Annotated in this window: 24 protein-coding genes; 6 read left to right on the top strand and 18 right to left on the bottom strand. The window is 48.1% G+C overall.

The features are described 5' to 3' along the window. Nucleotides 1-33 precede the first annotated feature (33 nt). The 3 genes from lpdA to JHL22_RS00935 all read right to left on the bottom strand — a co-directional run bounded on the left by lpdA (nucleotide 34) and on the right by JHL22_RS00935 (nucleotide 5,660). The gene (gene lpdA / locus JHL22_RS00945) at nucleotides 34-1,464 is read right to left on the bottom strand and encodes a dihydrolipoyl dehydrogenase (RefSeq protein WP_200232810.1); all 1,431 of its coding nucleotides are present in this window, start codon (nucleotides 1,462-1,464) and stop codon (nucleotides 34-36) included. A gap of 91 nt (nucleotides 1,465-1,555) precedes the next feature. Then, nucleotides 1,556-2,758 (bottom strand): 2-oxoglutarate dehydrogenase complex dihydrolipoyllysine-residue succinyltransferase, encoded by a 1,203-nt coding sequence (gene odhB / locus JHL22_RS00940; protein WP_200232808.1) that lies wholly within the window; start codon nucleotides 2,756-2,758, stop codon nucleotides 1,556-1,558. Between the two features lie 31 nt (nucleotides 2,759-2,789). Continuing rightward, nucleotides 2,790-5,660, bottom strand: a complete 2,871-nt coding sequence (locus JHL22_RS00935) for a 2-oxoglutarate dehydrogenase E1 component (RefSeq protein WP_200232806.1) — start codon at nucleotides 5,658-5,660, stop codon at nucleotides 2,790-2,792. Between the two features lie 288 nt (nucleotides 5,661-5,948). On the opposite strand from JHL22_RS00935, the gene JHL22_RS00930 reads away from it, so the two are divergent. Together JHL22_RS00930 and JHL22_RS00925 are read left to right on the top strand one after the other, a co-directional pair. Then, nucleotides 5,949-8,231: an NADP-dependent malic enzyme gene (locus tag JHL22_RS00930; protein ID WP_200232804.1), complete on the top strand. Its 2,283-nt coding sequence runs from the start codon at nucleotides 5,949-5,951 to the stop codon at nucleotides 8,229-8,231. 3 nt (nucleotides 8,232-8,234) lie between these two features. After that, the gene (locus tag JHL22_RS00925) at nucleotides 8,235-8,633 is read left to right on the top strand and encodes a DoxX family protein (RefSeq protein ID WP_200232802.1); all 399 of its coding nucleotides are present in this window, start codon (nucleotides 8,235-8,237) and stop codon (nucleotides 8,631-8,633) included. 96 nt (nucleotides 8,634-8,729) lie between these two features. Here the strand turns inward: JHL22_RS00925 and JHL22_RS00920 are convergent, their stop codons facing one another. The 7 genes from JHL22_RS00920 to JHL22_RS00890 form a co-directional block, all read right to left on the bottom strand. Then, nucleotides 8,730-10,040: a citrate synthase gene (locus tag JHL22_RS00920; protein ID WP_200232800.1), complete on the bottom strand. Its 1,311-nt coding sequence runs from the start codon at nucleotides 10,038-10,040 to the stop codon at nucleotides 8,730-8,732. A 48-nt stretch (nucleotides 10,041-10,088) separates the two neighbouring features. Beyond that, nucleotides 10,089-10,349 carry a succinate dehydrogenase assembly factor 2 gene (locus JHL22_RS00915; protein ID WP_200232790.1) on the bottom strand — a complete coding sequence of 87 codons (261 nt, stop codon included), beginning with the start codon at nucleotides 10,347-10,349 and terminating at the stop codon, nucleotides 10,089-10,091. A gap of 10 nt (nucleotides 10,350-10,359) precedes the next feature. Then, on the bottom strand, nucleotides 10,360-11,076 hold the full coding sequence (locus tag JHL22_RS00910; protein WP_200232781.1) for a succinate dehydrogenase iron-sulfur subunit: 717 nt from the start codon (nucleotides 11,074-11,076) through the stop codon (nucleotides 10,360-10,362). Between the two features lie 10 nt (nucleotides 11,077-11,086). Beyond that, entirely contained in the window at nucleotides 11,087-12,865 is a 1,779-nt protein-coding gene (gene sdhA / locus JHL22_RS00905; protein ID WP_200232780.1) for a succinate dehydrogenase flavoprotein subunit, read from the bottom strand. A gap of 3 nt (nucleotides 12,866-12,868) precedes the next feature. Continuing rightward, nucleotides 12,869-13,249, bottom strand: coding sequence for a succinate dehydrogenase, hydrophobic membrane anchor protein (gene sdhD / locus JHL22_RS00900; protein WP_200232779.1), 381 nt, complete (start codon nucleotides 13,247-13,249; stop codon nucleotides 12,869-12,871). Further along, nucleotides 13,249-13,665 (bottom strand): succinate dehydrogenase, cytochrome b556 subunit, encoded by a 417-nt coding sequence (gene sdhC / locus JHL22_RS00895; protein ID WP_200232778.1) that lies wholly within the window; start codon nucleotides 13,663-13,665, stop codon nucleotides 13,249-13,251. The genes sdhD and sdhC overlap by 1 nt, the downstream gene beginning before the upstream one ends. 90 nt (nucleotides 13,666-13,755) lie before the next feature. After that, nucleotides 13,756-14,520 carry a GntR family transcriptional regulator gene (locus JHL22_RS00890; RefSeq protein WP_200232777.1) on the bottom strand — a complete coding sequence of 255 codons (765 nt, stop codon included), beginning with the start codon at nucleotides 14,518-14,520 and terminating at the stop codon, nucleotides 13,756-13,758. A 243-nt stretch (nucleotides 14,521-14,763) separates the two neighbouring features. On the opposite strand from JHL22_RS00890, the gene JHL22_RS00885 reads away from it, so the two are divergent. Next, complete coding sequence (locus JHL22_RS00885; protein WP_200232776.1) at nucleotides 14,764-15,753, top strand: malate dehydrogenase; 990 nt, start codon at nucleotides 14,764-14,766, stop codon at nucleotides 15,751-15,753. Between the two features lie 294 nt (nucleotides 15,754-16,047). After that, complete coding sequence (locus tag JHL22_RS00880; protein ID WP_200232775.1) at nucleotides 16,048-17,499, top strand: bifunctional 2-methylcitrate dehydratase/aconitate hydratase; 1,452 nt, start codon at nucleotides 16,048-16,050, stop codon at nucleotides 17,497-17,499. A gap of 123 nt (nucleotides 17,500-17,622) precedes the next feature. Here the strand turns inward: JHL22_RS00880 and JHL22_RS00875 are convergent, their stop codons facing one another. From JHL22_RS00875 to JHL22_RS00845, 7 genes are all read right to left on the bottom strand, one after another. Further along, complete coding sequence (locus JHL22_RS00875) at nucleotides 17,623-18,513, bottom strand: LysR family transcriptional regulator (RefSeq protein ID WP_200232773.1); 891 nt, start codon at nucleotides 18,511-18,513, stop codon at nucleotides 17,623-17,625. Nucleotides 18,514-18,726: 213 nt separating this feature from the next. Continuing rightward, nucleotides 18,727-19,692, bottom strand: coding sequence for a Bug family tripartite tricarboxylate transporter substrate binding protein (locus JHL22_RS00870; RefSeq protein ID WP_200232772.1), 966 nt, complete (start codon nucleotides 19,690-19,692; stop codon nucleotides 18,727-18,729). Between the two features lie 19 nt (nucleotides 19,693-19,711). Then, nucleotides 19,712-20,683 (bottom strand): Bug family tripartite tricarboxylate transporter substrate binding protein, encoded by a 972-nt coding sequence (locus JHL22_RS00865; RefSeq protein ID WP_234041028.1) that lies wholly within the window; start codon nucleotides 20,681-20,683, stop codon nucleotides 19,712-19,714. Between the two features lie 35 nt (nucleotides 20,684-20,718). After that, complete coding sequence (locus JHL22_RS00860) at nucleotides 20,719-21,747, bottom strand: acyl-CoA dehydrogenase family protein (RefSeq protein ID WP_200232770.1); 1,029 nt, start codon at nucleotides 21,745-21,747, stop codon at nucleotides 20,719-20,721. Between the two features lie 12 nt (nucleotides 21,748-21,759). Continuing rightward, nucleotides 21,760-22,911 (bottom strand): acyl-CoA dehydrogenase family protein, encoded by a 1,152-nt coding sequence (locus tag JHL22_RS00855; protein ID WP_200232769.1) that lies wholly within the window; start codon nucleotides 22,909-22,911, stop codon nucleotides 21,760-21,762. A 53-nt stretch (nucleotides 22,912-22,964) separates the two neighbouring features. Beyond that, nucleotides 22,965-23,423: a MaoC family dehydratase gene (locus JHL22_RS00850; RefSeq protein ID WP_200232768.1), complete on the bottom strand. Its 459-nt coding sequence runs from the start codon at nucleotides 23,421-23,423 to the stop codon at nucleotides 22,965-22,967. A 40-nt stretch (nucleotides 23,424-23,463) separates the two neighbouring features. Then, nucleotides 23,464-24,663, bottom strand: a complete 1,200-nt coding sequence (locus tag JHL22_RS00845; protein WP_200232766.1) for a CaiB/BaiF CoA transferase family protein — start codon at nucleotides 24,661-24,663, stop codon at nucleotides 23,464-23,466. 184 nt (nucleotides 24,664-24,847) lie between these two features. Between JHL22_RS00845 and JHL22_RS00840 the strand changes: the two genes are divergently transcribed. Together JHL22_RS00840 and JHL22_RS00835 are read left to right on the top strand one after the other, a co-directional pair. Then, entirely contained in the window at nucleotides 24,848-25,225 is a 378-nt protein-coding gene (locus JHL22_RS00840; RefSeq protein ID WP_200232765.1) for a hypothetical protein, read from the top strand. An 87-nt stretch (nucleotides 25,226-25,312) separates the two neighbouring features. Continuing rightward, entirely contained in the window at nucleotides 25,313-25,585 is a 273-nt protein-coding gene (locus tag JHL22_RS00835) for a GNAT family N-acetyltransferase (RefSeq protein ID WP_200232764.1), read from the top strand. A 115-nt stretch (nucleotides 25,586-25,700) separates the two neighbouring features. Here the strand turns inward: JHL22_RS00835 and JHL22_RS00830 are convergent, their stop codons facing one another. Continuing rightward, entirely contained in the window at nucleotides 25,701-26,669 is a 969-nt protein-coding gene (locus JHL22_RS00830) for an aq_1923 C-terminal domain (RefSeq protein WP_200232763.1), read from the bottom strand. Nucleotides 26,670-26,701: the final 32 nt, after the last annotated feature.

Below are 26,701 nucleotides of genomic sequence, written 5' to 3'. Positions count from 1 at the left end.
TTTCAAGCAAAACTTAAAACAGTACCAACTTGATTAAAAGTTCAATGCACGTTTATCAACCGCAAGGGCTGCTTCTTTCATTGCTTCTGACAAGGTTGGGTGTGCATGGCAGATACGGGCGATATCTTCGGCCGCACCCTTGAATTCCATGATGGTGACGGCTTCGGCGATCAGCTCGGAAGCCATTGGCCCTACAATGTGAACGCCCAGGACTTCATCACTCTTGGCATCGGCAATAATTTTCACAAAACCGGTTGTATCACCCAGCGCACGTGCACGACCATTGGCCAGGAATGGGAAACTGCCCACTTTTATTTCACGTTTTTCTGCTTTCAGGGCCTGCTCTGTTTTGCCAACCCAGGCAATTTCAGGAGAGGTGTAAATAACGGAAGGAATCGTGTCGAAGTTAACATGACCGTGTTGGCCAGCAATACGCTCGGCAACCGCTACACCTTCTTCTTCGGCCTTGTGCGCCAGCATGGGGCCACGCACCACATCACCCACTGCCCATACGTTTGGCAGATTGGTTTTGCAATCGTCGTCAACCACGATGAAACCGCGCTCATCCAGTTGCAGGCCAACCACTTCGGTATTCAGGCCAGTGGTGTAAGGAACACGACCGATGGAAACAATCAGTTTGTCAACCACCAGTGATTGTTCTTCACCCTTGGCGGTGGTGTAAGGAATGGTAATTGCCTTGGCGGCTTGCTTGATTTCGCCAATTTTCACGCCAGTTTCAATGACCAGACCCTGTTTGGCAAAGGCTTTTTGTGCTTCTTTGGCAACCTGGGTGTCACACACGGCCAGGAAATCAGGAGCGGCTTCAAGCACTACGACTTCAGCACCCAGACGGCGCCATACGCTACCCAACTCAAGACCAATCACACCTGCGCCAATCACACCCAGTTTTTTAGGAACGGCTGGAATGCTAAGGGCACCATCGTTAGACAGAACCTGTTTTTCGTCGAAATCAAGGCCTGGCAATGCGCGAGGCGCTGAGCCGGTAGCTACAATGACGTGTGCTGCAGTAATGGTCTCTTCTTTTTTACCACTTACTTTAATGCTGTAGTTGCCATCTTCGGCTTTACCGGCAAATTCACCTTTGCCAGAAAAGAAGGTGACTTTATTTTTTTTGAACAGGAACTGGATACCGTCGTTGTTTTGCTTGACAACGGTGTCTTTACGACCAATCAGGGTGTCGAGTTTAAGCTTGACATTACCCACTTCAATACCGTGCTCGGCAAAATGATGGTTAGCCTGTTCGAAATGCTCGGATGACTGCAACAGGGCTTTGGAAGGAATACAACCCACGTTGGTACATGTACCACCGGGTTTTGGATTGCCAGCTTCGTCAGTCCAGGCGTCGATACATGCCACTTTTTTGCCCAACTGCGCGGCACGGATAGCGGCAATATACCCGCCAGGTCCGGCACCAATAACAACTACATCAAATTGAGTAGACATAACAATTCTCTTTAATTTAATTCATTCGCATGCACACCGGGTGCATATAAAGAACCACGCCCCGTAAGGGGGCGTGCATACCATGTGTTGATTACAGTTCGAGCAACAGGCGTTGTGGGTCTTCCAGCGCTTCTTTCATGGCAACCAGGCCCAGCACGGCTTCACGACCGTCGATGATGCGGTGGTCGTAAGACATGGCAAAGAAGTTGATTGGGCGGATAACGATTTGACCGTTTTCAACCACAGCACGTTCTTTAGTGGCGTGAATGCCCAGAATGGCAGCCTGAGGTGGGTTGATAATAGGTGTAGATAGCATGGAACCGAAAGTACCACCGTTAGAGATGGAGAAGGTACCGCCAGTCAGTTCGTCGAGGGTCAACTTGCCATCACGTGCCTTGGCACCGAATTCGGCGATTTTTTTCTCGATGTCTGCAATTGACATTTGATCGGCATTACGCAGAATAGGTACAACCAGGCCGCGTGGGCTGCCAACTGCAATACCAATATCAAAATAGCCGTGATAAACAATATCCTTGCCATCAACAGAAGCGTTGAGGATGGGGTATTTTTTCAGGGCAGCAACGGCTGCTTTTACAAAGAAAGACATGAAGCCCAGTTTGATACCGTGCTCTTTCTCGAATTTCTCTTTGTATTTATTACGCAGGTCCATAACCGCTTTCATGTTGACTTCGTTGAAAGTGGTCAGGATTGCATTTTCAGACTGGGACTGCAACAAACGCTCGGCAACCCGTGCACGCAAACGTGTCATGGGAACGCGCTGTTCTGGACGGCCATCCAGGGAAACAGACAGGGGTGCAGCTGGTGCAGCCACTGATTTTGCAGGTGCTGAAGCGGAAACCGCGTCGGCTTTGGTAACACGACCATCACGGCCTGAACCGGCCACATCGCCAGCACTAATGCCTTTTTCAGACAGGATTTTGCTGGCGGCAGGAGATGCAACACCACTAACTGTTTTGCTTTCTGCAGCAACAGGTGCGGCAGCCGCAGCCGGGGCCGCTTCTGCAGCAGGAGCGGCGGCAACACCTACGGTTGCTTCGGTATCGATTTTAGCCAGCAACTGCTCTGCAACTACGGTACTGCCATCGCCTTCTGCAATTTCAACAATCACGCCCGAGGCTGGCGCAGGAACTTCAAGAACCACTTTATCTGTTTCAACTTCGATCAGGGTTTCGTCTTGGGTAACCGCTTCACCGACTTTCTTTTTCCATTCAAGCAGGGTCGCTTCAGAAATTGATTCTGATAATTGGGGAACGATAACGTCAATAATAGCCATTTTTTTTAATCCGTAAAATATGTTAGTCCAATTACTTGGTTAGGATAAAACCTTTTAATTTCGGCGCAAATGCCTGTTCAATAAGTGCTTTTTGCTGCTCCACGTGTTTAGCCAGATAGCCAACAGCCGGAGAGGAAGACGCATTGCGGCCTGCATAAGACAATTTCTGACCGGCAGTCATGTTCTCATACAGATGGTGCTGAATATAGAACCATGGTCCCTGGTTCTGAGGCTCATCCTGAACCCAGATAACTTCTGTGGCGTTAGGATATTTCTTAAGCTCCGTTTCGAACGCCTTATGGGCAAACGGATACAACTGTTCAACACGAATAATAACCACATCATTGGCTTCACGTTCTGTGCGAGCGTTAGCCAAATCGTAATAAACCTTACCGGAACAAACCAGAATACGCTTGACTTGATCAGCCTTGATGTCTGCTTTGACCTCGGGGATGACTGGCAGGAACTCACCGGAAGCCAGGTCGGCTAGCGCAGAGGTTGCGTCTTTGTTACGCAGCAGTGATTTAGGTGTAAATATAACCAAAGGCTTGCGGAACTGACGAATCATCTGGCGACGCAGCAAATGGAAAATTTGGGCGGCATTAGTAGGCTGCACTACTTGCATATTGTTATCGGCACACAATTGCAGGAAGCGCTCGATACGGGCAGATGAGTGCTCGGGTCCCTGGCCTTCGTAACCGTGTGGCAACATCATGGTCAAACCGCATTGGCGGCCCCACTTTGCCTCGCCGGAAGAAATGAACTGGTCAATCACCACCTGGGCACCATTGACGAAATCGCCAAACTGGGCTTCCCAAATAGTGAGGGTATTCGGTTCTGAGCAGGCATAACCATACTCAAAGCCCAATACGGCTTCCTCAGAAAGCACAGAGTCAATCACCGTAAAGGGTGCCTGATTCTCGGCAACGTTCTGTAATGGAATATAAGTACCGTCGTCCCAGCGCTCACGCTTTTGATCGTGCAAGACGGCGTGACGGTGTGTAAATGTGCCACGACCGGAGTCCTGGCCGGTAATGCGAATGGAATAACCCGAAGCAACCAGTGTTGCAAATGCCAGGTGTTCTCCCATACCCCAGTCCAGATTTTGCTCGCCTGCCGCCATATTGCGACGGTCGTTCAGCAGTTTTTTCACCAGGTTATGGGGGGTGAAATTTTCTGGAACAGTGGTGATTTTTTCACCGATACGCTTGAGCTCTGCCAATGGAACAGCGGTGTCACCGTGATCGGTCCACTTGGCACCCAGAAACGGGGTCCAGTCAATCGCGTATTTGTTTTTGTAGTCTGTCAAGACAGGCTCGACGGTTTTCTGGCCGTCTTCCATTAACTGGCGGTATTCCTTGACCATTTGGTCTGGACCGTCTGCCTCGAGCACACCCTGGGCAACCAGTTTTTCACCGTACAGTTTACGTGTACCTGGGTGAACACTGATGCTTTTGTACATTAAGGGCTGTGTTAATGCCGGTGTATCCTGTTCGTTGTGTCCCAGCTTACGGAAACAGATGATATCGACCACGACATCATGACCGAACTCCATGCGATAGTCTACCGCCAGCTGTGAAACAAAGGCAACCGCTTCAGGGTCATCACCGTTTACGTGGAAAACGGGCGCCTCGATCATTTTGACAACGTCGGTACAATACAGGGTTGAACGTACGTCGCGTGGATCTGAAGTGGTAAAACCGATTTGGTTATTAATAACAATATGAACCGTACCACCGGTACCATAACCACGGGTTTGTGCAAGGTTAAGGGTTTCCATAACCACGCCCTGGCCGGCAAAGGCCGAGTCACCGTGGACCAGCACAGGCAGAACCTGTTGCTTGCCGTTTTCACGGCGTTCCTGGCGTGCACGGACACTGCCCTCTACAACCGGGTTGACAATTTCAAGGTGAGACGGGTTAAAGGCCAGGGACAAGTGAACCGGGCCGCTACGGGTGGAGAGGTCGCTGGAGTAGCCATTGTGATATTTCACGTCACCATCGGTCAGCCCTTCTGCGTGCTTGCCTTCAAATTCGGCAAACAGGTCACCAGGCATTTTGCCCATGATGTTAACCAGCATATTCAGGCGCCCACGGTGAGCCATGCCCACTACAATTTCATGCACGCCACGGTCTGCTGAATGGTTAACGATTTCGTCCATTGAAGCAATAAAGCTTTCACCACCTTCAAGGGAAAAACGTTTCTGGCCAACATACTTGGTATGCAGGAAACGCTCAAGACCTTCAGCTTCGGTAAGTTGCTGTAAAATTCGGGTTTTTTGGCCGGCATCAAAGTTGGGATTACTTTGGATGGACTCTAGACGCTCTTGCACCCAACGTTTTGCGGTGGGATCGGACATGTGCATGAATTCGGCACCAATGCTACGGCAGTAAGTATCGCGCAGTGCATTGAGGATTTCACGCAAGGTCATGGTGGTTTTCTTGGTGAAATAGGTATTCGTTGCAGAATACACATCATCAAGATCGGCTTCGGTCAAACCATAAAAGGCGGGATCAAGTTCCGGTATTTCGGGGCGTTCACGACGTTTAAGAGGATCCAGGGTTGCCAGACGCACACCTAGCGAACGGTAGGCGGCAATCAGAGACTGTACATGCAGCTGTTTGCTGGCCACCTCAAGGCTGGGTGATTCAATTTTCTGAACGGCAAAGGCATTTGCTTTTGCACGCTGGGCAAATGAAGTAACGACAGAGCTGTGGTTTTGATCACGGGTTCCTGTCGAACCATCGGTTGCCGGCAGATTTTGCAATTGATCAAAATAAGCACGCCATTCTTCTGGTGCTGAATCGGGGTTGTCTAAGTAAGCTTCATAAAGCTCTTCGACATAAGGGGCATTGCTGCCAAATAAATAAGATGTGGATTTTTTTTCAATTTCCGTAGTCATAAACGCTTCACCGGTATGAGTGTTTCACCCTTTGGATGCAGGAATACCTTCCGCGTTACGGCTAGACCGAATTGCGGATAGCGGGGCAGAAGGCACGTACTAGCCTTAAAAGCCAATAACGTAAAAGTATACCCCTATTTAACAAGCTTTTCGCCATAAAGTTTTCAAAAACAAAAGATAGTTAATGCTTACTCTCAGGCAAATTGGTATATTTGTATAATTCGTTGCTTTATAAACACGATTAGCTTTAATTTATTAAACTAAAAATACAATAGGGTCTTCTCTACTATGAATCACGACTTCACTAAACTTGCGCTGGACTATCATGCTCATCCAACCCCCGGCAAGATATCAGTAACCCCCACCAAACCGCTGGCCAACCAGGACGATCTCTCCCTGGCCTATTCTCCCGGTGTGGCAGCGGCATGCATGGCCATTTTCAACGATGGCTATGAGGCCGCAGCCAAATATACCTCCCGCTCCAATCTGGTTGGCGTCATAACCAACGGTACCGCCGTGCTGGGTCTGGGTAATATTGGTCCGCTGGCCGCCAAACCGGTTATGGAAGGCAAAGCCTGCCTGTTCAAGAAATTTGCCGGTATAGACGTTTTTGATATTGAACTTGCCGAACGGGATCCAGACAAACTGGTTGATATTATTGCCGCACTGGAACCCACTTTGGGCGGCGTGAACCTGGAAGACATCAAGGCGCCCGAGTGTTTCTACATTGAAAAAAAACTGCGTGAACGCATGCGTATTCCCGTGTTTCATGATGACCAGCACGGTACCGCCATTATTTCATCCGCTGCTGTTCTGAACGGGCTTAAAATCGTTAACAAGAACCCGGCAGAGGTCAAGCTGATCTGCTCCGGTGCCGGTGCCGCAGCCATTGCCTGCCTCGACCTGCTCACCAAGATCGGCATCAGCAGGGAAAATATTTTTGTCTGTGACTCTCGTGGCGTGATCTGGAAAGGCCGCGATGAAAACATGGAAGAAAACAAGGCACGCTATGCCCAGGACACCGATGCCCGCACCCTGGCCGACGTCATCAAGGATGCCGATGTTTTCCTGGGTTGCTCAACATCTGGCGTACTGACCAAGGAAATGGTCAAGTCCATGGGTAGCCAGCCCCTTATTTTAGCACTTGCCAACCCCGACCCCGAAATCCTTCCTGAAGACGCCAAAGAGGCGCGCCCCGATTGCATTATTGCAACCGGCCGCTCCGATTACCCCAACCAAGTCAACAACGTACTGTGTTTCCCGTTTATTTTCCGCGGCGCCCTTGACGTTGGCGCCACCCGCATTACTGAAGAAATGAAACTGGCTTGCGTGAACGCCATTGCCGAATTGGCCCAGGCCGAACAAAATGATGAGGTCGCCTCGGTTTATCAGGATCATGACCTGAATTTCGGCCCCGAATACATTATTCCCAAACCGTTTGACCCCCGCCTTATTGTACAAATTGCACCCGCCATTGCACAGGCCGCCATGGACTCTGGCGTTGCCACCCGCCCCATTGAAGACATGGACGCTTACCGCAGCCAGCTGATGAGCTTTATTTATCGCTCTGGCCAGTTAATGCGCCCTCTGTACAAGCAGGCAAAATCCGATCCTAAACGGGTAGTGTTTGCCGACGGAGAAGATGAGCGCGTCCTGCATGCCGCTCAAACCGTCATTGATGAAAAACTGGCTCACCCGATCCTGGTCGGACGCCCTTCTGTTATCAATATGCGTATTGAAAAGTTGGGCCTGCGCCTGACGAACGGCAAAAACATTGAAATCGTCAACCCCGAAGATGACGACCGTTTCAATGAAACCTGGCAAGCCTACTACAAACTCAAAGCACGTGATGGCGTCACCCCCAATATTGCCAAAGCGATGGTTCGCAAACACAATACGCTTATTAGTGTCATGCTCATGGAACGGGGTGATGCCGATGCCATGATTTGCGGCGTTTCAAGCAAGTTTGATAACCAGCTGAAATATGTCCAGGAAGTGATTGGCCTGAAACCCGGTGCCCAGACTTTTGCCGCCATGAACGTGCTCATGCTACCCGATGAAACCCTGTTCATTTGTGACACCCACGTTAATGAAAACCCCAGCGCCGAGCAAATTGCTGACATCACCATCCAGGCGGCCGAGGAAATGATCCGCTTTGGCGTTACACCCAAAATCGCCTTGCTGTCACACTCCAATTTTGGCAGCCGCCCAAGTGAATCATCCCGGAAAATGGCTCTCGCCCGTGAAATTATTGCCGAACGCGCACCATTGCTGGAAGTGGATGGCGAAATGCATGCCGACTCTGCCTTGTCAGAAAAAATCCGGCTGGATGCTTTCCCCGACTCGCCCCTGAAAGGACGCGCTAACCTGTTAATCATGCCAAACCTGGATACCGGCAATATTACTTATAATATGCTGAAAATGACGGGTAGCAACGGCATTGCGATGGGTCCTGTCCTGTTGGGCGCGGCAAAACCGGTTCACATTCTTACCACTAGCGCAACAACACGCCGTATTGTTAACATGACCACGCTGGCCGTTGTTGATGCCCAGCAAGCAAAAGGAAATTAAATTTTGCTCAAAAGCGATGATCTTGCCAAACTGTTTCTCAGGCTAGCCATTGGCTTTCTGATCCTGTTTCATGGTTTAACCAAAATCATGAACGGGATAGATCCGGTCATCGGCATGGTAACCGCCAAGGGCCTGCCTGCATTTTTCGCTTATGGCGTTTATGTGGGCGAGGTCGTTGCGCCAATAATGATCATTATTGGTCTTTACACACGCCCTGCCGCACTTGTCATTGCGGTGAATATGCTGTTTGCCTTCTTCCTTGCGCATATGGGGCAACTGTCTTCATTCACCCGCTCAGGTGGCTGGGCACCCGAACTGCCGGCTCTTTTTCTTGTTGGGGCGCTGGTTATTTTCCTGGGCGGTGCGGGCAAATACTGCCTTAACAGTCCTTATAACAATTAATTTTTTCTTTTTGGCAATCCCAAAAAAACAACCCCCTTCAAGGCAATTCCTGAAGGGGGTTGTTTTATGAACTGCGACCAGATGTTATACCAAAAATTAACGTTTGGAAATTTCCACCAAATCACGGGCCACATCGCCTGTAAACAACTGACGGGGACGACCGATCTTGTAAGCAGGATCAGAAATCATTTCGTTCCACTGGGCAACCCAACCTACGGTACGGGCCAGCGCAAAAATTGCCGTAAACAGAGAAGTGGGAATACCAATCGCACGTTGAACAATACCTGAGTAGAAGTCTACGTTAGGATAAAGCTTACGTTCTACAAAGTATGGATCTTCAAGCGCGATACGCTCCAGCTCCATGGCCAACTTGAACAAAGGATCATTCTCAAGGCCCAATGCAGTCAGGACTTCTTTACATGTTTCCTGCATCAGTTTGGCACGTGGGTCATAGTTTTTGTAAACACGGTGACCAAAGCCCATCAGGCGAACACCGGATTCCTTGTCTTTGACCTGCTCCATGAATTCACCCACTTTGGCAATGCCACCGTTAGCTTGAATTTGCTCAAGCATGTTCAGGCAAGCTTCGTTGGCACCACCATGAGCAGGACCCCACAGGCAAGCAACACCCGCAGCAATAGCCGCAAACGGGTTAGTACCTGAAGAACCACATAGACGCACAGTAGAGGTAGAGGCGTTCTGTTCGTGATCGGCATGCAAAATGAAGATACGGTCTAACGCACGCTCTACAACATCATTAACTTTATAATCTTCGCAAGGTGTTGCAAACATCATGCGCAGGAAGTTGCCAGTGTATGACAAATCATTCTGCGGATAAATGAAAGGTTGACCTTGAGAGTATTTATAAGTCATTGCCACCAGTGTTGGCATTTTGGCAATCAGCCTGATGGCTGAAATGTGGCGATGCTCAGGATTGGTGATATCGGTAGAATCATGATAGAACGCAGCCATCGCACCCACCAGACCGGTCATGATGGCCATGGGGTGTGCATCACGGCGGAAGCCACGCAGGAAAAACTGCATTTGCTCGTTAACCATGGTGTGATAGGTAACCTGATGGTTGAAATCAGCTTTTTGTGTTGCGTTTGGCAATTCACCATTCAACAGCAGGTAACTGGTTTCCATGAAATCGCAATTAACAGCCAGTTGCTCGATAGGATAACCACGATACAACAATTGGCCTTTATCACCATCAATATAGGTAATGGCAGACTCACATGAAGCGGTAGACATGAACCCGGGATCATAGGTAAACATGCCTGTCTGACCATACAACTTGCGAATATCTACAACATCAGGACCCACTGAACCTTGGTACACTGGAAATTCAACGGGATTACTACCATCGGAAAAGCTAAGCGTAGCTTTTTTTTCGGACAATTTCATCTATATTCCTTACTTGATTTCATACAAAACAATAACTTTCTACCCAGCCTATTCTGCACGCATCAGACCGATCAGACGGTTTATATTAGGCGTATCATAGTCACCCTCTGGCTCAGAACGCGCCAGCAGAAGGTCGAGCAAGTTATTATCATCCATCTCAAAAAGTTGAGTAAGAGACTTTACATCTTCATTGGTTAATGAAGATTCATAACGATCCAAAAATTTGGTAATAATCAAATCGTTTTCCAAAAGCCCCCGACGTGCCCGCCAGCGAAGGCGGGCACGTTCTAATTCCGTTAATTTATCCATAATAAACGATTTAGATTGAACGGCGAACCAGCATTTCTTTGATTTTGCCGATTGCTTTTGCTGGATTCAATCCTTTAGGACAAACATCCACACAATTCATGATTGTGTGGCAACGGAATAAACGGTACGGATCTTCAAGGTCGTCCAGACGCCCTGCAGTTGCATTGTCACGGCTATCGGCAATAAAGCGATAGGCGTTCAGCAAGCCGGCAGGCCCAACGTATTTGTCTGGATTCCACCAGAAAGACGGACAGGCTGTAGAACAACACGCACAAAGAATACACTCATACAAACCATCAAGTTCTTCACGAGCCTCGGGAGTTTGCAGACGTTCTTTTTCAGGTGGCGGTGTATCGTTAATAAGATACGGACGAATGGAGTGATACTGATTGAAGAAATGGGTCATGTCGACAATCAGGTCACGGATAACCGGCAAACCTGGCAGCGGACGAAGAACGATAGGTTCTTTCAGGTCACGCAGGTTGGTAGTACATGCCAGCGCATTTTTACCATTGATATTCATGGCATCTGAGCCACAAACACCTTCACGGCAAGAACGGCGCAAAGCAAGGCTGTCATCAACATCATTCTTGATGCGAACAATCGCATCAAGCAACATTTTGTCGGTTGGCTCAAGCTCTACATCCAGCTTTTGCATGTATGGACGCTCGTCCTTATCAGGATCGTAGCGGTAAATTTCAAATTTGACGATACGTTTAGTACTCATAATATCCTGCTTAGAAAGTGCGTGCTTTAGGTGGGAATGACTCAACAGTCAACGGCTTCATATGAACGGGTTTATATTCCAGACGACCATCAGAAGAATGCCACAGGGTGTGTTTCAGCCAGTTCTCATCATCACGCTCTGGATGATCATTCAATGCATGAGCGCCACGACTTTCAGTACGGTTAGCCGCTGATTTGATGGTTGCACGCGCAACTTCAATCATATTCTCAACTTCAAGAGCCTCTACACGAGCCGTGTTGAATACTTTTGATTTGTCTTTGAAGTAGATCTTCTTAACCTGTTCTGCCAACTCATCAATTTGACCAACACCTTCGTTCAGCAACTCGAGGGTACGGAATACACCGCAATGCTGTTGCATTGATACACGAATGCTATTGGCTACATCTTGAACTTTCTCGCCAGAAGCGCGGGATTCAAGCGCATTAACACGAGCCATGGAGAAATCAACAGACTCTTTTGGCAAAGGCTGATGCTCACGTTGCTTCTCGGGGTGAGAGTCAACAATATGGTTACCGGCCGCACGACCAAAAATAACCAGATCAAGCAGCGAATTGGTACCCAGGCGGTTGGCACCGTGCACAGATACAGCCGCACATTCACCAATGGCATACAGACCATTAACCACTTTTTCTTCGCCATTTTCCCAGGTAACAACCTGACCATGATAGTTGGCAGGAAGACCACCCATTTGATAGTGAATGGTTGGCACAACGGGAATAGGCTCTTTGATGGGATCGACGTTACCAAACTTGATGGCGATTTCACGAATGGATGGCAAACGCTTGTTAATGACGTCTGCACCCAGGTGATCCAGTTTCAGCACAACATAGTTGCCATCAGGACCACAGCCGCGACCTTCCTTGATTTCCTGGTCCATTGAACGGGACACGAAGTCACGTGGGGCCAGATCTTTCAGGGTTGGCGCATAACGTTCCATGAAACGTTCACCATCTTTATTCAGCAGAATACCGCCCTCACCGCGAACACCCTCGGTAATGAGCACGCCTGCACCGGCAACACCAGTTGGGTGGAATTGCCAGAATTCCATATCTTGCAGACAAATACCGGCACGTGCCGCCATACCCAGGCCATCACCAGTATTGATAAATGCGTTGGTTGAGGCGGCCCAGATACGACCTGCTCCACCGGTAGCCAGCACTGTTTTCTTGGCTTCAAGGATATAGATATCACCGGTTTCCATTTCCATGGCGGTTACACCCAGGACATCACCCGCATCGTTGCGGATCAGGTCAAGTGCCATCCACTCAACAAAGAAATGGGTTTTTGCGGCAACGTTACGCTGATACAGGGTGTGCAGCAAAGCATGACCGGTACGGTCAGCGGCGGCACAGGCACGCTGGACAGGTTTCTCACCGAAGTTGGCGGTATGACCACCAAAAGGACGCTGATAGATAGTGCCATCAGCATTACGGTCAAAAGGCATACCAAAGTGCTCAAGCTCGTAAACTGCTTCGGGAGCCTGACGACACATGAATTCAATAGCATCCTGGTCACCGAGCCAGTCGGAACCCTTGATGGTATCGTACATGTGCCAGTACCAGTTATCTTCGCTCATGTTACCCAGTGATGCACCAATGCCACCCTGGGCAGCAACCGTATGTGAACGGGTTGGAAACACTTTGGATAAAACAGCTACTTTAAGACCAGCCTGCGCAAGCTGCAAGGAACAACGCATACCGGCTCCGCCGGCACCCACAACCACCGCATCAAACTGGCGGCGTGGTAATGAAGAATTAATTGCGACCACGGCTTATAGACTCCAAACAATATTCGCGAAAAACAAGACTGAACCAATTAACCACAATACGGTTAATACATGCAGGGCCACACGAAGGCCTGCCAGTGTCACATAGTCCATCCAAATGTCACGCACACCAATCCAGGCATGCCAGGCCAAAGAGAAAAAAGCCAGCGTGGCTGAAATCTGACCGATTGGCAAGCCAAAACAGGTGAAGGTAAAGAAACCTTTCCATGACTCATAGTTGATGGACGTGAACAGGGCACAGACCAGGAACAAAACAGAATAAACGGCCAGGATGATAGCAGTCATGCGCTGGACGAGAAAATCGAATGAGCCATAGTGTGCACCCACAACCAGGCGTTTCGTACCGATTTTTTCATGAGTTGCCATTACATAGCTCCAAACAGTTTAATTGCAAAAATCAGGGTAAGGGCAATACTTGCACCCAAAACAATTTTTGCACTTTTACTGGAAGATTCTTTATCCATTCCAATATGCAAATCAAGGGTGAGGAACCTGATTCCGGCACACAGGTGATGCATGAAGCCCCACAACAGCACCAGTAAAACAAGTTTCAGCAAGAAGCCACCAAACCCGCTTCCCAAAGCCGCAAAGCTTTCCGGCGACCCAACACTGGCAGCAAAAAGAGGAATAAGAATAATAGGAAGACTTAAAAACAGGATTGCGCCACTGATACGATGCAAGATTGACACTTTCCCGGCAGTGGGCAGGCGGTATTTAACTGCAATAAGCTCTAAATCGAGATTGCGAAATTCCCGACGCGGCTTTGACGTAGAGTCTGACATAACGGCCTCAAAAATGAAACGATATATATAACAAAAAAACAAACCCGGCCAAGAGTACTTCATTTGAACCGGCACTAATCAAAACGGCCTCTAGTTTAAACTATTTCTGTAATGATATTGATCTGTCAGGTATAAACCCCGGCGAATTTCCATGGGGCGATCTCCGTAAGTATACGACACCCGATCTACCTGCAACAAAGGGAAACCCTCTGAAACATTAAGAAAATCAGCTACTTGCGCATTTGCGGCAATAGCCCTTATCTTCTCTTCGGCGCGAATCATGCTAACACCAAATTTTGTTTCAAATAAACCATAAAGCGGCCCCTTGTTATGAATGAGTACTTCGCTGGTAAGCCCTTTAAAAACATCTGCGGGCAACCAGATCTCATCAATAACACTTGGGCGATTACCCAAATTCATGAGTCGCTTTATATATATAAGGGCATCTCCGGTGCGAATCTCGAGCAAGCGGGCTATTTCCTGCGTTGCCTTTTGACGGCTGCATTCAAGTATTGTACTTTGTGCACGCTGGGTATTTTCGGGATTGTCTGGTGTAAGCCGCAAAAAACGGTAACGGACCTGGGCTTCATGGTGGGTGGCAACAAAAGTACCTTTTCCTTGACGCCTGATCAAGAGATTTTCGGCTGCCAGTTCATCAATAGCTTTGCGCACGGTTCCCTGGCTGACCTGAAAACGGGCAGCCAGATCAAGCTCACTGGGGATGCTTTCGCCGGGCTTCCATTCACCGGCGTGCAGACTTTGTACAAGCAAGGCTTTGATTTGCTTGTACAAAGGACTGAAAGCAGCGCCACCAATGGCGCCCCCCCTGCCGGTTGAGGATGATGAAAATGACATATTTTACAGAATAATGAAAACGAGATTTGACGTGCAACATTATTTCACACCCAAGGGTTTATGTCTATTCTTATATAAGATATAAGTTATAAGACAATTTGACGAAAAGCAGATTTTATTCTAAGATTATCCGCATTAATCAATAAGAGTTTTCTTGAATAATCCGGTGCCAATTATTGGTCTGCCGCGTACGCTCTTAAGGCTCTTACCTCTTACTTTTATACCTATTTTGGAGAAACACTTATGTCCAAGCCTGCCCTGCGCGTTGCTGTTACTGGTGCTGCCGGTCAAATCGGTTACGCATTGCTATTTCGTATTGCCTCAGGCGAAATGTTAGGCAAAGACCAACCGGTTATTTTGCAATTGCTTGAAATCCCAGACGAAAAAGCACAGAAAGCGCTCAAAGGCGTCATGATGGAACTGGACGATTGTGCATTCCCTCTTCTGCAGGAAATGACCGCTCACAGCGACCCAATGACCGCATTCAAAGACGTTGACGTTGCCCTGCTGGTTGGTGCCCGCCCCCGTGGCCCAGGCATGGAGCGTAAAGACCTGCTGCAGGTTAATGCCCAAATTTTTACAGCCCAGGGTAAAGCGCTTAACGCAGTGGCAAGCCGCGACGTAAAAGTACTGGTCGTTGGCAACCCTGCCAATACCAACGCTTATATTGCCATGAAGTCAGCACCCGACCTACCTGCCAAAAACTTCACCGCCATGTTACGCCTGGATCACAACCGTGCCCTTACCCAACTGGCCCAGAAATCAGGCAAAGCGGTCAAAGACATCGAAAACCTCATCGTTTGGGGTAACCACTCTCCAACCATGTACCCTGACACCCGTTTCGCTACCGTTAATGGCGAGTCCCTGGACAAACTCATCAACGACGAAACCTGGAATCGTGAAACCTTCATTCCTACCGTTGGCAAACGTGGTGCTGCCATTATCGAAGCACGCGGCCTGTCTTCCGCTGCATCGGCAGCCAACGCCGCCATTGATCACATCCGTGACTGGGTATTGGGTTCAAACGGTAAATGGGTCACCATGGGTATTCCATCCGATGGTTCTTATGGTATCCCTGAAGGCATCATCTACGGTGTACCGGTCATCACCGAAAATGGTGAATACAAACGCGTTGAAGGCCTTGAAATTGATGCATTTTCTCGTGAACGCATGGATTTCACCCTTAACGAATTGCTTGAGGAACGTGACGGCGTAGCTGATCTGCTCAATTAATTCCCATGTAAAAAATAGCCACTGTCAAGTGGCTATTTTTTTAAGATTTTGCATTATTAATTAATATTATCAGTTAGCTTGTCTTGCATCAAAACCAATACAAAAAGAAAAACCACATTAAATGCAAACAAAGAAAACGGAGCAACCATGACATCATCCATTTCAGGAAGTGTAACATTCCACCAAGCCCTGGCAAAATAAAAGCCCCTGCAAATTATTGGTACCATTAATACCAATCACGCCTTAATGGCAAAACGTGCCGGCTTCAAGGCTATTAATTTATGAGTGAGTTATATGTCCAGTCATGTTTCAAATATACGCCCCGAGCCTGATCAGGTCATCGTTGATATTGTCGATTATGTCCTGAATTACAACATCGAAAGCACGGTTGCCTATGAAACCGCCCGCAACTGCCTGATCGATACCCTGGGTTGTGGCCTTGAGGCCCTGGAATACCCTGTTTGCCGTAAACTGTTAGGCCCAATTGTTCCCGGTACTGTTGTACCCAATGGCGCCAAAGTACCCGGCACACAATTCCAGCTGGACCCTGTCCAGGCCGCTTTCAATATTGGCACCATGATCCGCTGGCTAGACTTTAACGACACCTGGCTAGCCGCTGAATGGGGTCACCCATCCGACAACCTGGGTGGCATTCTGGCAACCGCCGACTGGCTGTCACGCAACGCTGTAGCCGCCGGCAAAGCACCCTTCACCATACGTGACGTACTTACCGCCATGATCAAGGCACATGAAATCCAGGGTTGTATTGCCCTTGAAAACTCTTTCAACAAAGTGGGCCTTGACCATGTTGTACTGGTAAAAGTGGCTTCTACCGCTGTCGTAGCACAAATGCTGGGCCTTGATCGCGACGAAGTCATCAATGCCGTGTCACTGGCATGGGTTGATGGCCAAAGCCTGCGCACCTATCGTCACGCCCCCAATACAGGTAGCCGCAAATCATGGGCAGCCGGTGATGCCACCAGCCGCGCCGTTCGTCTTGCACTAATCGCAAAAACCGGTGAAATGGGCTATCCATCTGTATTAAGCGCCAAAACATGGGGTTTTTACGATGTGCTGTTTAAAGGCCAGTCTTTTAAATTCCAGCGCCCTTATGGCAGCTACGTCATGGAAAACATCCTGTTCAAGATTTCTTTCCCTGCCGAATTCCACTCGCAAACGGCCGTTGAGTGTGCCATGGATATTCACCAGAAGTTAAACGCGGCTGGCAAAACTGCAGAAGACATCAAGCAAATCACCATTCGTACCCACGAAGCGTGCATTCGCATCATCGACAAAAAAGGCCCGCTTAACAACCCGGCCGACCGCGATCACTGCATCCAGTACATGGTTGCCGTACCTGTCCTGTTTGGCCGCCTGACTGCCGGTGACTACGAAGACAGCATCGCTGTTGATCCACGAATTGATGCCCTGCGCGACAAAATCGTCTGCGTGGAAGACCCTGCTTTCACTGCCGACTATCACGATCCTGAAAAACGCGCCATCGCCAACGCCTTAACGGTTGAATTCAACGATGGCAGCAAACTGGATGAAATTGTTTGCGAATATCCAATCGGTCACAAACGTCGCCGTACTGATGGCATTCCGCTGTTAGAAGACAAATTCCGCACCAATCTGGCACGTGTATTCCCAAGCAAGCAGCAAAACCGCATCCTTGATATTTCTCTGGATCAGAAAGCACTAGAAGCAATGCCTGTTCATGAATACGTTGATATGTACGTCATCTAACAGCTTGCTACAACCCGCTAATAAAAACTGTTTTATTAGCGGATCTACAGGTAACAAAAACCCTCTGTTGACGGGCTTCCCAAAATTGGACACTGCTCCAGGAATGGGGCCAATCTATTCAAATTACGAATACTGACTTATTGCCAAATCCCGAAATTTGATGGTAGCAACAGAGGCCGTGCTTTTTTTGTATACCAAGGCAAAGCCGATCCGGGTAATTTCCGATTCATCTGGCAACTGAAGATAAGCCAGGTTTTTTTTGATTTTTGTTTTCATGACCACAGATGGCACCAAAGCGATACCTACGCCACTTTCAACCAGGGCCAGTACAGTATCCACCTGAATCGCTATTTGGGCTACCCGTGGGATAAAGCCAGCCTCCTGACAGGCAGACATAACAGCATAATGCAGACCCCTGGCATGGTCTGGAGAATATATAATAAATGGATAGCCGGCCAGCTCCTTCAAACAAACCGAATGGCCTTCCAGCGCATGCCCCTTGGGCACGGCCAAAACAAAACCGTCCTTTTCCAGCTGAATCATATCCACAGTCGTATCATCCAACACAGGCGTACGAATCAGGCCCACATCCAGCTTGCCCGCTTCCACATCCTGCACAATCCGGCTGGAGATCCCCTCGGTAAAATTCAATTCGATATTTTCATACTTCTGCCTGAAAGATGGCACCAGGCTTTGCAACAATCCCTGGGTGACTGAACCAACAAAACCAAGATGCAACACCCCTCTGGCCCCTTCCTTGATTTCATCTGCCGTGTGCTGCAATTGCTCTGCAAAATAAAGCAGGCGGATGGCATCTGAACGCAGTTGCATGCCTTCCGGCGTCAAGGAAACCCCTTTGGACGTTCGCTCAAACAAACGCACCCCCAACGCCGCCTCGAGCTTTTGAATGGAGACCGATAAAGGGGGCTGGGCAATATGCAGTTTTTCAGCGGCTTTGTGAAAGTTCAGGGTTTCAGCCAACACTACAAAATGGCGGATCCGGCGCAAGTCCATGCTTATTCCTGTAATTTTATATTTTCAACGATATCTAAAGAATATCAAAATTACATTAATTAATATATAAGCACAATCCTTCATATAGCCTATCGCATAGGGGCCCGTTCATCTGGACTGCCCCGCCTGCCACACCACACGGCATGATAGATGCATTATTAAAAAACCGGACCATTCATGAGTCCGGCTTCAATAAAAAAGCAAAAAAAGAATTTATTGTTTTGGAATATTGGCTCTTTCTGCCGCGCTAGACCAGCGCTCAATTTCAGTTAACTGAAATTTTGCCAAATCAACCGCATCTCCCGGAAATGGGTCCCAATTAGTTTGCAATAAAAATTCCCTGGCCTTATCAGAACGGTATATATCAACCAGTGTGGCACTTAATTTTTCCTGAATTTCAACAGGCAAACCCGCTGGCGCAAAACCAGCAGTCCAATTAACCATGTAATAATCTTTATAGCCTGACTCTTGCAAAGTAGGAACATCTGGCGCACTGGACAACCGTTCATTCCCCGTTACCGCAAGTACTTTTAACTTACCCGCTGAATACAAAGGCAAAATCGCACCATAATCGGCAAATACAAAATCAACCTGTCCTCCGGCCAGATCAGTCAGTGCAGACGAAGCCCCCTTATAGGGAATTTGATTTGCTTGCATCTCTGCCATCGACAAGAATAACTCCGTTGCAATCCGGTAAGATGCACTACCGCTACCATAATTCAATTTTTCAGGATTGGCTTTGCCCGCCTTAACCAAATCCTCGATAGAGGAATACGGTGAATCAACCGGAACCGCCACACCCATGGCGCCAAAGCTTAATTTGGCAAGGGGCGCAAGCTGCTTAACCGGATCATAAGGCAGTTCTTTAAACATGGCTACATTGGTCGCTACCGGAGAATTACTGGCCAAAAGCAAGGTATAACCATCGGGCTTTGCTTTTACCACTGCATCTGCCGCAATAAAACTATTACCACCTGGCTTGTTCTCTACCATTACCGGTACACCCAATCTTTCCGACATTTCCCTGGCAGCAAAACGGGCATTGCTATCCGTTCCACTACCCGGAGGAAAAGAAACAATCATTCTGATGGGCTGCTCGGGCCAAGCAGCCGCCGCAATATTCAATGTTCCAGACAACGCTAACAAACTAAACCCGATCCTGATTTTCCACTTACTCATTATTATGTCTCCTTTTCTATTAGTTTGATTGAACACCAGCTTCTTCCACCGCCTTTTTCCAGCGATCCATTTCCGCCATGATAAATACGCCGTATTCCTCGGGTGAAGAGCCCAGAATTTCAGCCCCCTGGCTTTTAAGCTGTTGAGTCATTTTTTCTGAAACCAATGATTCGCGAATGGTTTTATTCAACTTCTCAATGACAGAAACCGGTGTTCCTTTTGGCACTACAACACCTTGCCACGCACCAATTTCAAAATCTTTCAATACGGTTTCTGACAGCGTTGGAACATTGGGCAGTACATCATTATTGCGTTCAATGCTGGCCAATGCCAGTGCCTTTACCTTACCGTCCCTGATAAAGTTTAATGAGTCATTCAAGGTATTAAGCATGAACTGGGTCTGACCACCGATCAGATCAATCATGGCAGGCGCACTGCCTCTATACGGCACATGCTGGGCATTCAGACCAACCCCCTCACTCATCAAAAATGCGCCTAAATGGGTAATATTGCCAGCGCCTGCTGAACCATAAGATATTTTCCCCCCATTTTCCTGGACATAAGACTTAAACTCCTCCACCGTTTTAACCGGAACTTGCGGATTCACCAACAAAACCAACGGAATATTAGCGGTACTGCTAACAGGGTCAAACGCTGTCTTCGGATCATAACTCAACGATTTATACAGTGCCGGACTTAAGGCTATGGAAGAGGTGTTATACAAGATGGTATAGCCATCAGGTTTAGCTGAAGCCACTGCCTGCATACCAATAGTTGCATTGGCACCCCCCTTATTTTCAACAATAACCGTCTGCCCCAGCCTTTCCGTTAATTGCTGGGCAAGTAATCTTGCAACAATATCCGTAGGACCACCGGGTGGGAAGGGCACAACCATGGTCACCGGTTTTTCGGGCCATTGGGTTTGCGCCGCCATTGCTGCGGTATGTAAGGCAAATGTTGCCACTGCAAGTGAAACTGTTTTTATAATCATCTTGCCATTCATTATTTTGTCTCCTGAAAAATTTATTATCCCGGGCACAGCTCTCTGGTTAACATTGAAAGAACCGTTTCCCCCTCTTGCCCCAATACATGATGGCCCAACTTTTTGGCCCAGTAAGATTGGGTGCCTGCCTCACTCTTGAACTCCCTGATACGTCGGGTATAGAAATGCAGCGCATATTCTTCGGTAATCCCAATTGCCCCATGAACCGCATGGGAAATATCGGCCACCTGATCAGATACGAAACTGACCTGGTATTTGGCAATAGCCAGTAAATTGGGGTCTGGCAAATAACCATTGCTATTACACGCAATTTGCGCAGCCATGCGGGCGGCCCATACCTGCTCTGCCAGCACGCTGATTTGGTGCTGGATTGCCTGGAACTTGCTTAAAGGCCTGCCAAATTGCTGGCGCTGGTTGGCATATTCAAGCGTCATCTCAAATATTTTTTCCATGGCGCCCACACTGGGCACCAACACCGCTAATGCGGCCAGGTTGCGCAAACCATCCACAGCCTGCGAAGACACATCCAGCCGGATAGCATCTTCAAGATTCCAGCTCACACTGGCAAACAAGCCTGCATGATAAATCTCATTAACCACTGCCTTTTCCTGAGAAAGCAAATAGCATGACTGCTTGGCCATCACTAAAAAATTGCCTGCCCGGTGACCAAAAGGCAATTTATTAATCACTATCTGCCCTTGCCCTTCGGATACCTGCACCCCCATGGTGGCAATCGCCAAAGATCCATCGGGTACAGTCAATCCGTTGCTATCCAGCCAACGCCTGGCCAGCAGGGTGCTGGCAAAAGGAACTGGCAAGTTAAAGTATCCTTCCAGCTTAAACAGATTTTCCGCCTCTTTCAGGCTCAGCCCTGCCCCTCCTTTCTCTTCAGGCAGCATCATCTCCAGAAAACCGGAAGCCGCTATTTCCGACCAGGCTGCTTCATAATCAGCACACGATAAATCCAGACTGTTGCCGAATTTTTCTGACATATTGGCAAACAAACGGGCCACGGCCTCATCAAAAAGATTATCCATACTTAAATTGTCCATTTTTATCTCTTCTTAACGTAAGCCCAAACCCCGGGCAATAATGCCCCGCAATATCTCGCGAGTACCACCACGCAAGGAATAGGAAGGACAAACCTGATCCACCAATGCCAGGGTCTTGATCAATTCCACCGAAGGCGTCCACTCAGGATATTCACCCATGCAATCGGCAATCAACTTGGGAATATCCTGTTCAAGTCCGGTACCATAATCCTTAACCAGCGATGCCTCTACCGAAGGGTTCTCACCCTTGGCCAGTTTGCCGGTAATGGCCAAAGACATGGTTCTTAATACGGCAAGCCGGGCAACAATGCCACCCAGCGTTACCTGCACCTGCCCAGACTGCCAGCCTTGCTGCCGGCATTCTTTCAGGAAACACTCCACCAGGGCCATACTGGAATAAATACGCTCAGGGCCACTGCGCTCAAAGGCCAGCTCGGCATTCACCTGCTCCCAACCATCGCCTTCATTGCCAATCAGGGCATCATCGGCCAGCTGTACGTCAGAAAAAAACACTTCTGAAAAGTGTGCGTCACCGGCCACATCAACAATGGGACGCACGGTGACGCCCGGCAGGCTCAAATCAACAATCACCTGAGACAAACCTTTATGCCGGTCTCCTGCCTCACCTGAAGTCCGCACCAAGGCAATCATGTAATGTGATTGATGGGCATTGGTTGTCCATATCTTGCTGCCATTCAGCAGCCAGCCTTTGTCATTTTTTTGTGCCCTGGTTTTAATGCTGGCCAGATCGGAACCGGAGTTGGGCTCGCTCATGCCAATACAGAAAAAAGCCTCTCCCTGGCAAATCTTTGGTAAATAAAACTGCTTTTGTGCCTCGGTGCCATAACGCAGAATCAAAGGGCCGCTCTGGCGGTCGGCAATCCAGTGAGCGGATACCGGCGCCCCCGCCCCCAACAGTTCTTCAGACAATACAAAACGGGAAAAATAGCCTTTTTCCGCACCCCCGTACTGCTTGGGCAAGGTAAGCCCCAACCAGCCTTTGGCCGCCAGTTTTTTACTGAACCCGGCATCAAAACCCATCCAGGAACGGGCCCGTGCATAGGCATCCATTTCCTGCGTGGCTTCTTTAATAAAAGCCCGCAGTTCGCTTCGAAATTGGTTTTCTTCTGGCGGAAGATAAGCCAGCTCAAGAACATCAAGCATAATTAACAACCTGTTTGATTCAATCTTCAAATTATTATTGATTGGGTTTCCAGTTAACGCCCTGACAGCATGCGGGTAACGTCATACGTGATCACCATCACGTCATCCTGGTTTTTGATATCCACCCGTGTCGAGACCACTGCACGATTCAGTTTAGAAGTTGGCCGAACCTGGGTCACTTCTACTTCAGCCCAGACGGTATCACCCGCCACGACCGGCGCCAGCATTTTTTTATGAACCTCCAACAAGGCCAAGCCGGTGCCCTGCACCATGGTTTGCATCAACAAGCCCTCAATAATGCTGTAAGTCAATGCACCGGGTACCGGACGCCCCTGAATGGCACCGGCATTAAAAGTTTTATCAATGAAAATGGTTTCCAGCATGCCGGTGGCACTAATGAAATTGACAATATCAGTTTCGGTAATCGTGCGTTTGAATGTTTTGAATTTCTGGCCAACTTCCAGATCCTGCCAGTAAAAACCTTCACCCAATAATTTTGCTTCCTGTGTCATTTTCTATCTCCTGAAATGTATTGTTTAGTTCATCAATACTTTATTTGATGAGTTGCTGTTCATAAAATTGTTGGATTTCTTCCCGTGTATAACCCAGATTTTCCATAATTGGGGTCGTGTGTTCACCCAGCCGGGGTGGCATTTTCACCGGCACTGTCGAGTTTTCCAAACTAACCGGGTTACGCACGAAACGATACTTGCCACCGGTATCCTCAAGCTCTACAAAAAAACCAACATCCTGCAAATGCGGATCCTGTTCAAGTTCATTAATAGCATTAATCCGTGAAGCCGGGATTTCATGCTGATTACAAAAACCAATCCAATGCGCTGTGGTTTGTTCCGCCACAATTTGACCGGTTATTTCGTATAACTGGTTAATATGTTTGGTACGTTGGGAAATATTGGTGAAACGTTCATCAGCGGTCAATTCGGCAAAACCGGCGTGCCAGAAAAAATTCTGCCAATGCAAGTCGGTATAAGGCATCATGCATAAATAACCATCAAGCGTTTTATAAGGTTTGCGCCACTCAGAAAGCACCCGGTCATATCCCGCATGTTGATTCTGATCGGCTAAATGCCGGCCATAATAATGCTCTACCAGCATGTAAGAAGACATTGTTTCAAACATGGGTACTTCAACCTGCTGCCCGCGACCATCCCGTTCCCGCTGAAACAGAGCCGCCAAGATAGCATGGGCAGCAACTAGGCCACAGGTTTTATCCGCCGCAATAATAGGCAGATACCTGGGTGTACCAGATTGCTTCTGCACCACATCGGGGATACCACTTAAACCCTGAATGATATCGTCATAGGCAGGCATGCCGGCGTATCGGCCTGCATGACCAAACCCATACAGGCCTGCGTAAACCAATTTAGGATTTCGCTGGCACAGGGTTTGAGGATCCAGCCCCAGTTTTTTCATTTTTTGCGGCCGCATGCTATGCATGAATACATCAGCCTGATCCACCAGTTCCAGCAAAACATCCCTGGCCTGTTCTTGCTTAAGATTTAGCGCAATACTTTGCTTATTGCGATTAACACCCAGAAAAATAGCTGACAATCCCTCTTCCAGGGTGGGGCCGGTATAGCGGGTAGAATCACCCATTAACGATTCAACTTTAATTACTTCCGCCCCATAATCAGCCAGGATTTGCGAGGCGTAAGGACCAAATACAATTGAAGTCAAATCCAGTACCTTGATGCCTTGCAAAGCAGAGGTGGAAGGCTTGGTGCTATTCATAACTAATCCACATTAATTGAATTAATAAAAGAGTAGTATCAATTACGATAGCTGTCTAATATTAATTAGTAATCATTCGATATTAATTCGATATCACGATAAAAAACAAGTTGACCAACTTAGGTTAGAATATTCAGTTCATCACATTTTTCACCTGCCAACCCGAGACTTATTCTTTTTTCTTATGACTGAATTGATACTGACCTACGCCATTGCAATACTGATGGCCTGTTTCCTGATTGCATCGTTTTCCGGTCTTTACCTGATTTTCTTTTCCCTGAAACCTACCAATGAATTGCTTAAGCATCCTTACTTGAGCATGCAGCCATTTAACCGGTTTTCCCTTCCCATTCGCAGCTCAATATTGCTGGACTATTTTTTCAGGCTGTTTTTTCCCAACGTACAGTTCTGGCTGATTGGCCATGCCAACCGTATTTTGCCTCATGTCATTCCCTCACAGGTGCCCGTTAAAATCAAATGGCCGTTGCTTGGGCTGTGGGGCTGTTGTTTTATTGGCATCCTTTGCATGTTCGTGGTTTGGGGTATTTTGCTTAGCCGTTAAAACCTTTGCAGCGGTAAGCCTGTCATAGCCTGCCGCTTCTTAAAGTATTATCATGGTAGCGTTCTTATTCTCACCCAAGGCAAGTCTATGAGCTTATCTATCCAGCACCTTCCCGAACTGTCCCGCTTCCAGGCGGTTATTGATGGCCACACCTGCCTGATTGATTATCGGCTTGAAAATAATGTTATGCATGTTTTGCATACCCTGGTCCCGCAAGAAGTTGGCGGACGCGGTATTGCTGCGGAAATGACCCGTTTTGCCCTGGAAACCGCCAGTAGCCATCACTGGAAAGTTCACCCCGTTTGTTCATATACGGTTACCTACCTGAAACGGCACCCCGAATATACCAATGTGGCTTGAAAAAATTTAAATGTCTTAAAGAAAAAGGCGTTCAAACCCGAACGCCTTTTTTCATCAACTTGCGAGGGAAACCTCGCCCTTCAGGGCGGGGTGATTGACGCAAGCTTTAGCATGATTAATTCTTCAGCTCTATATTCAGGCTCTGAAGAATCTGGTTCAGGTTGCCTGCCCCCTGACCAGATAATAGTTGCACAACCGTCAAGATTTCAAAGGGAGGATTGGGGTTCATGGCAAATGAAATACGGTTTTTCTGGTTGGTCACATACTTGTAAACCGCATCACAAGACGCTTCTGTCTTGCTTTCACCAAAAACTACCGCCCCCTGCTTCAGGCAGTCTTCTTTTTGCTGCAACATTTTTGCGTTATAGGCAGCATCTTGCGCCGGGGATGACTTTTCACCCCAGGTAACGCCTTTTTCTTTGGCAATAACGCGCTCCACAAGGCCTTTGTCCTGAATATCAAAGGACAGGGAGTTAATGCTAATCGGCGCCAGGAACGGAAGCAATGCCATGGCATTACCCTGCACCTGCTCTGCATTGTTGCGTATTTGCTCAAGCAAGCCGGATATTTTATTGGCATCAAATTTGACACCAAAATTAGCAACTTCAGGCTGATCAATGCTGATCTCGTAGGATGAGCGGTCTGTCGTACTGTCAACATTGACTTTCAGCTTGCCATTCACTTCGGGCAACTTTGTATAGCCCAGCTCAGCCAACTTGCTTTCTGACACTTTGCCAATTGGACTTTGGCCGGTTTCATCGGCAAAACCTTCAAAGGAAACATCTACTTTCTGGCGATTTTCGGTGTTTTCAAGATCATTTAAAATCACTTTGCGAAAAGTAAAGTAATGGGCAGGATTTTGCTTGTCTATAATTTTGACATTGGTCATGGAGCCTGTGCCGCCAACATTGGCACTAAGGCTGTCCCAGAACACATTATCCTGCAAATTGTTTTGTACCAAAAAAGCCTTCAGCTCTTCCTCTACCTTACCTTGAGCCAGTTTATTACCACCAAACCAGGCTGCGCCGGCTGCAACAACGAGGACGCCTGCCGTTGCGATAGCAAGCTTCTTCTTAGAAGACATACGTTTCCTTTTGCTTTTAATTGATTAAAAAT

The organism is Advenella mandrilli (assembly GCF_016595155.1).
In the GTDB taxonomy this organism is placed as follows: Bacteria; Pseudomonadota; Gammaproteobacteria; order Burkholderiales; family Burkholderiaceae_B; genus Advenella; species Advenella mandrilli.
The sequence above is the reverse complement of the archived record's forward strand: the minus strand, read 5'-3'. Positions and strand labels throughout refer to the sequence as shown.

What these genes read in the sequence shown, in the direction of transcription:
- JHL22_RS00915 (WP_200232790.1), bottom strand. Translation starts at nt 10,349, where the DNA reads ATGGATAAATTAACGGAATTAGAACGTGCCCGCCTTCGCTGGCGGGCA.
- sdhC (WP_200232778.1), bottom strand. Translation starts at nt 13,665, where the DNA reads ATGTCAGACTCTACGTCAAAGCCGCGTCGGGAATTTCGCAATCTCGAT.
- sdhD (WP_200232779.1), bottom strand. Translation starts at nt 13,249, where the DNA reads ATGGCAACTCATGAAAAAATCGGTACGAAACGCCTGGTTGTGGGTGCA.
- odhB (WP_200232808.1), bottom strand. Translation starts at nt 2,758, where the DNA reads ATGGCTATTATTGACGTTATCGTTCCCCAATTATCAGAATCAATTTCT.
- JHL22_RS00850 (WP_200232768.1), bottom strand. Translation starts at nt 23,423, where the DNA reads ATGACACAGGAAGCAAAATTATTGGGTGAAGGTTTTTACTGGCAGGAT.
- lpdA (WP_200232810.1), bottom strand. Translation starts at nt 1,464, where the DNA reads ATGTCTACTCAATTTGATGTAGTTGTTATTGGTGCCGGACCTGGCGGG.
- JHL22_RS00930 (WP_200232804.1), top strand. Translation starts at nt 5,949, where the DNA reads ATGAATCACGACTTCACTAAACTTGCGCTGGACTATCATGCTCATCCA.
- JHL22_RS00845 (WP_200232766.1), bottom strand. Translation starts at nt 24,663, where the DNA reads ATGAATAGCACCAAGCCTTCCACCTCTGCTTTGCAAGGCATCAAGGTA.
- JHL22_RS00840 (WP_200232765.1), top strand. Translation starts at nt 24,848, where the DNA reads ATGACTGAATTGATACTGACCTACGCCATTGCAATACTGATGGCCTGT.
- JHL22_RS00935 (WP_200232806.1), bottom strand. Translation starts at nt 5,660, where the DNA reads ATGACTACGGAAATTGAAAAAAAATCCACATCTTATTTATTTGGCAGC.
- JHL22_RS00835 (WP_200232764.1), top strand. Translation starts at nt 25,313, where the DNA reads ATGAGCTTATCTATCCAGCACCTTCCCGAACTGTCCCGCTTCCAGGCG.
- JHL22_RS00870 (WP_200232772.1), bottom strand. Translation starts at nt 19,692, where the DNA reads ATGAGTAAGTGGAAAATCAGGATCGGGTTTAGTTTGTTAGCGTTGTCT.
- JHL22_RS00910 (WP_200232781.1), bottom strand. Translation starts at nt 11,076, where the DNA reads ATGAGTACTAAACGTATCGTCAAATTTGAAATTTACCGCTACGATCCT.
- JHL22_RS00875 (WP_200232773.1), bottom strand. Translation starts at nt 18,513, where the DNA reads ATGGACTTGCGCCGGATCCGCCATTTTGTAGTGTTGGCTGAAACCCTG.
- JHL22_RS00880 (WP_200232775.1), top strand. Translation starts at nt 16,048, where the DNA reads ATGTCCAGTCATGTTTCAAATATACGCCCCGAGCCTGATCAGGTCATC.
- JHL22_RS00830 (WP_200232763.1), bottom strand. Translation starts at nt 26,669, where the DNA reads ATGTCTTCTAAGAAGAAGCTTGCTATCGCAACGGCAGGCGTCCTCGTT.
- JHL22_RS00890 (WP_200232777.1), bottom strand. Translation starts at nt 14,520, where the DNA reads ATGTCATTTTCATCATCCTCAACCGGCAGGGGGGGCGCCATTGGTGGC.
- JHL22_RS00865 (WP_234041028.1), bottom strand. Translation starts at nt 20,683, where the DNA reads ATGATTATAAAAACAGTTTCACTTGCAGTGGCAACATTTGCCTTACAT.
- JHL22_RS00855 (WP_200232769.1), bottom strand. Translation starts at nt 22,911, where the DNA reads ATGCTTGATGTTCTTGAGCTGGCTTATCTTCCGCCAGAAGAAAACCAA.
- JHL22_RS00860 (WP_200232770.1), bottom strand. Translation starts at nt 21,747, where the DNA reads ATGGACAATTTAAGTATGGATAATCTTTTTGATGAGGCCGTGGCCCGT.
- JHL22_RS00885 (WP_200232776.1), top strand. Translation starts at nt 14,764, where the DNA reads ATGTCCAAGCCTGCCCTGCGCGTTGCTGTTACTGGTGCTGCCGGTCAA.
- JHL22_RS00920 (WP_200232800.1), bottom strand. Translation starts at nt 10,040, where the DNA reads ATGAAATTGTCCGAAAAAAAAGCTACGCTTAGCTTTTCCGATGGTAGT.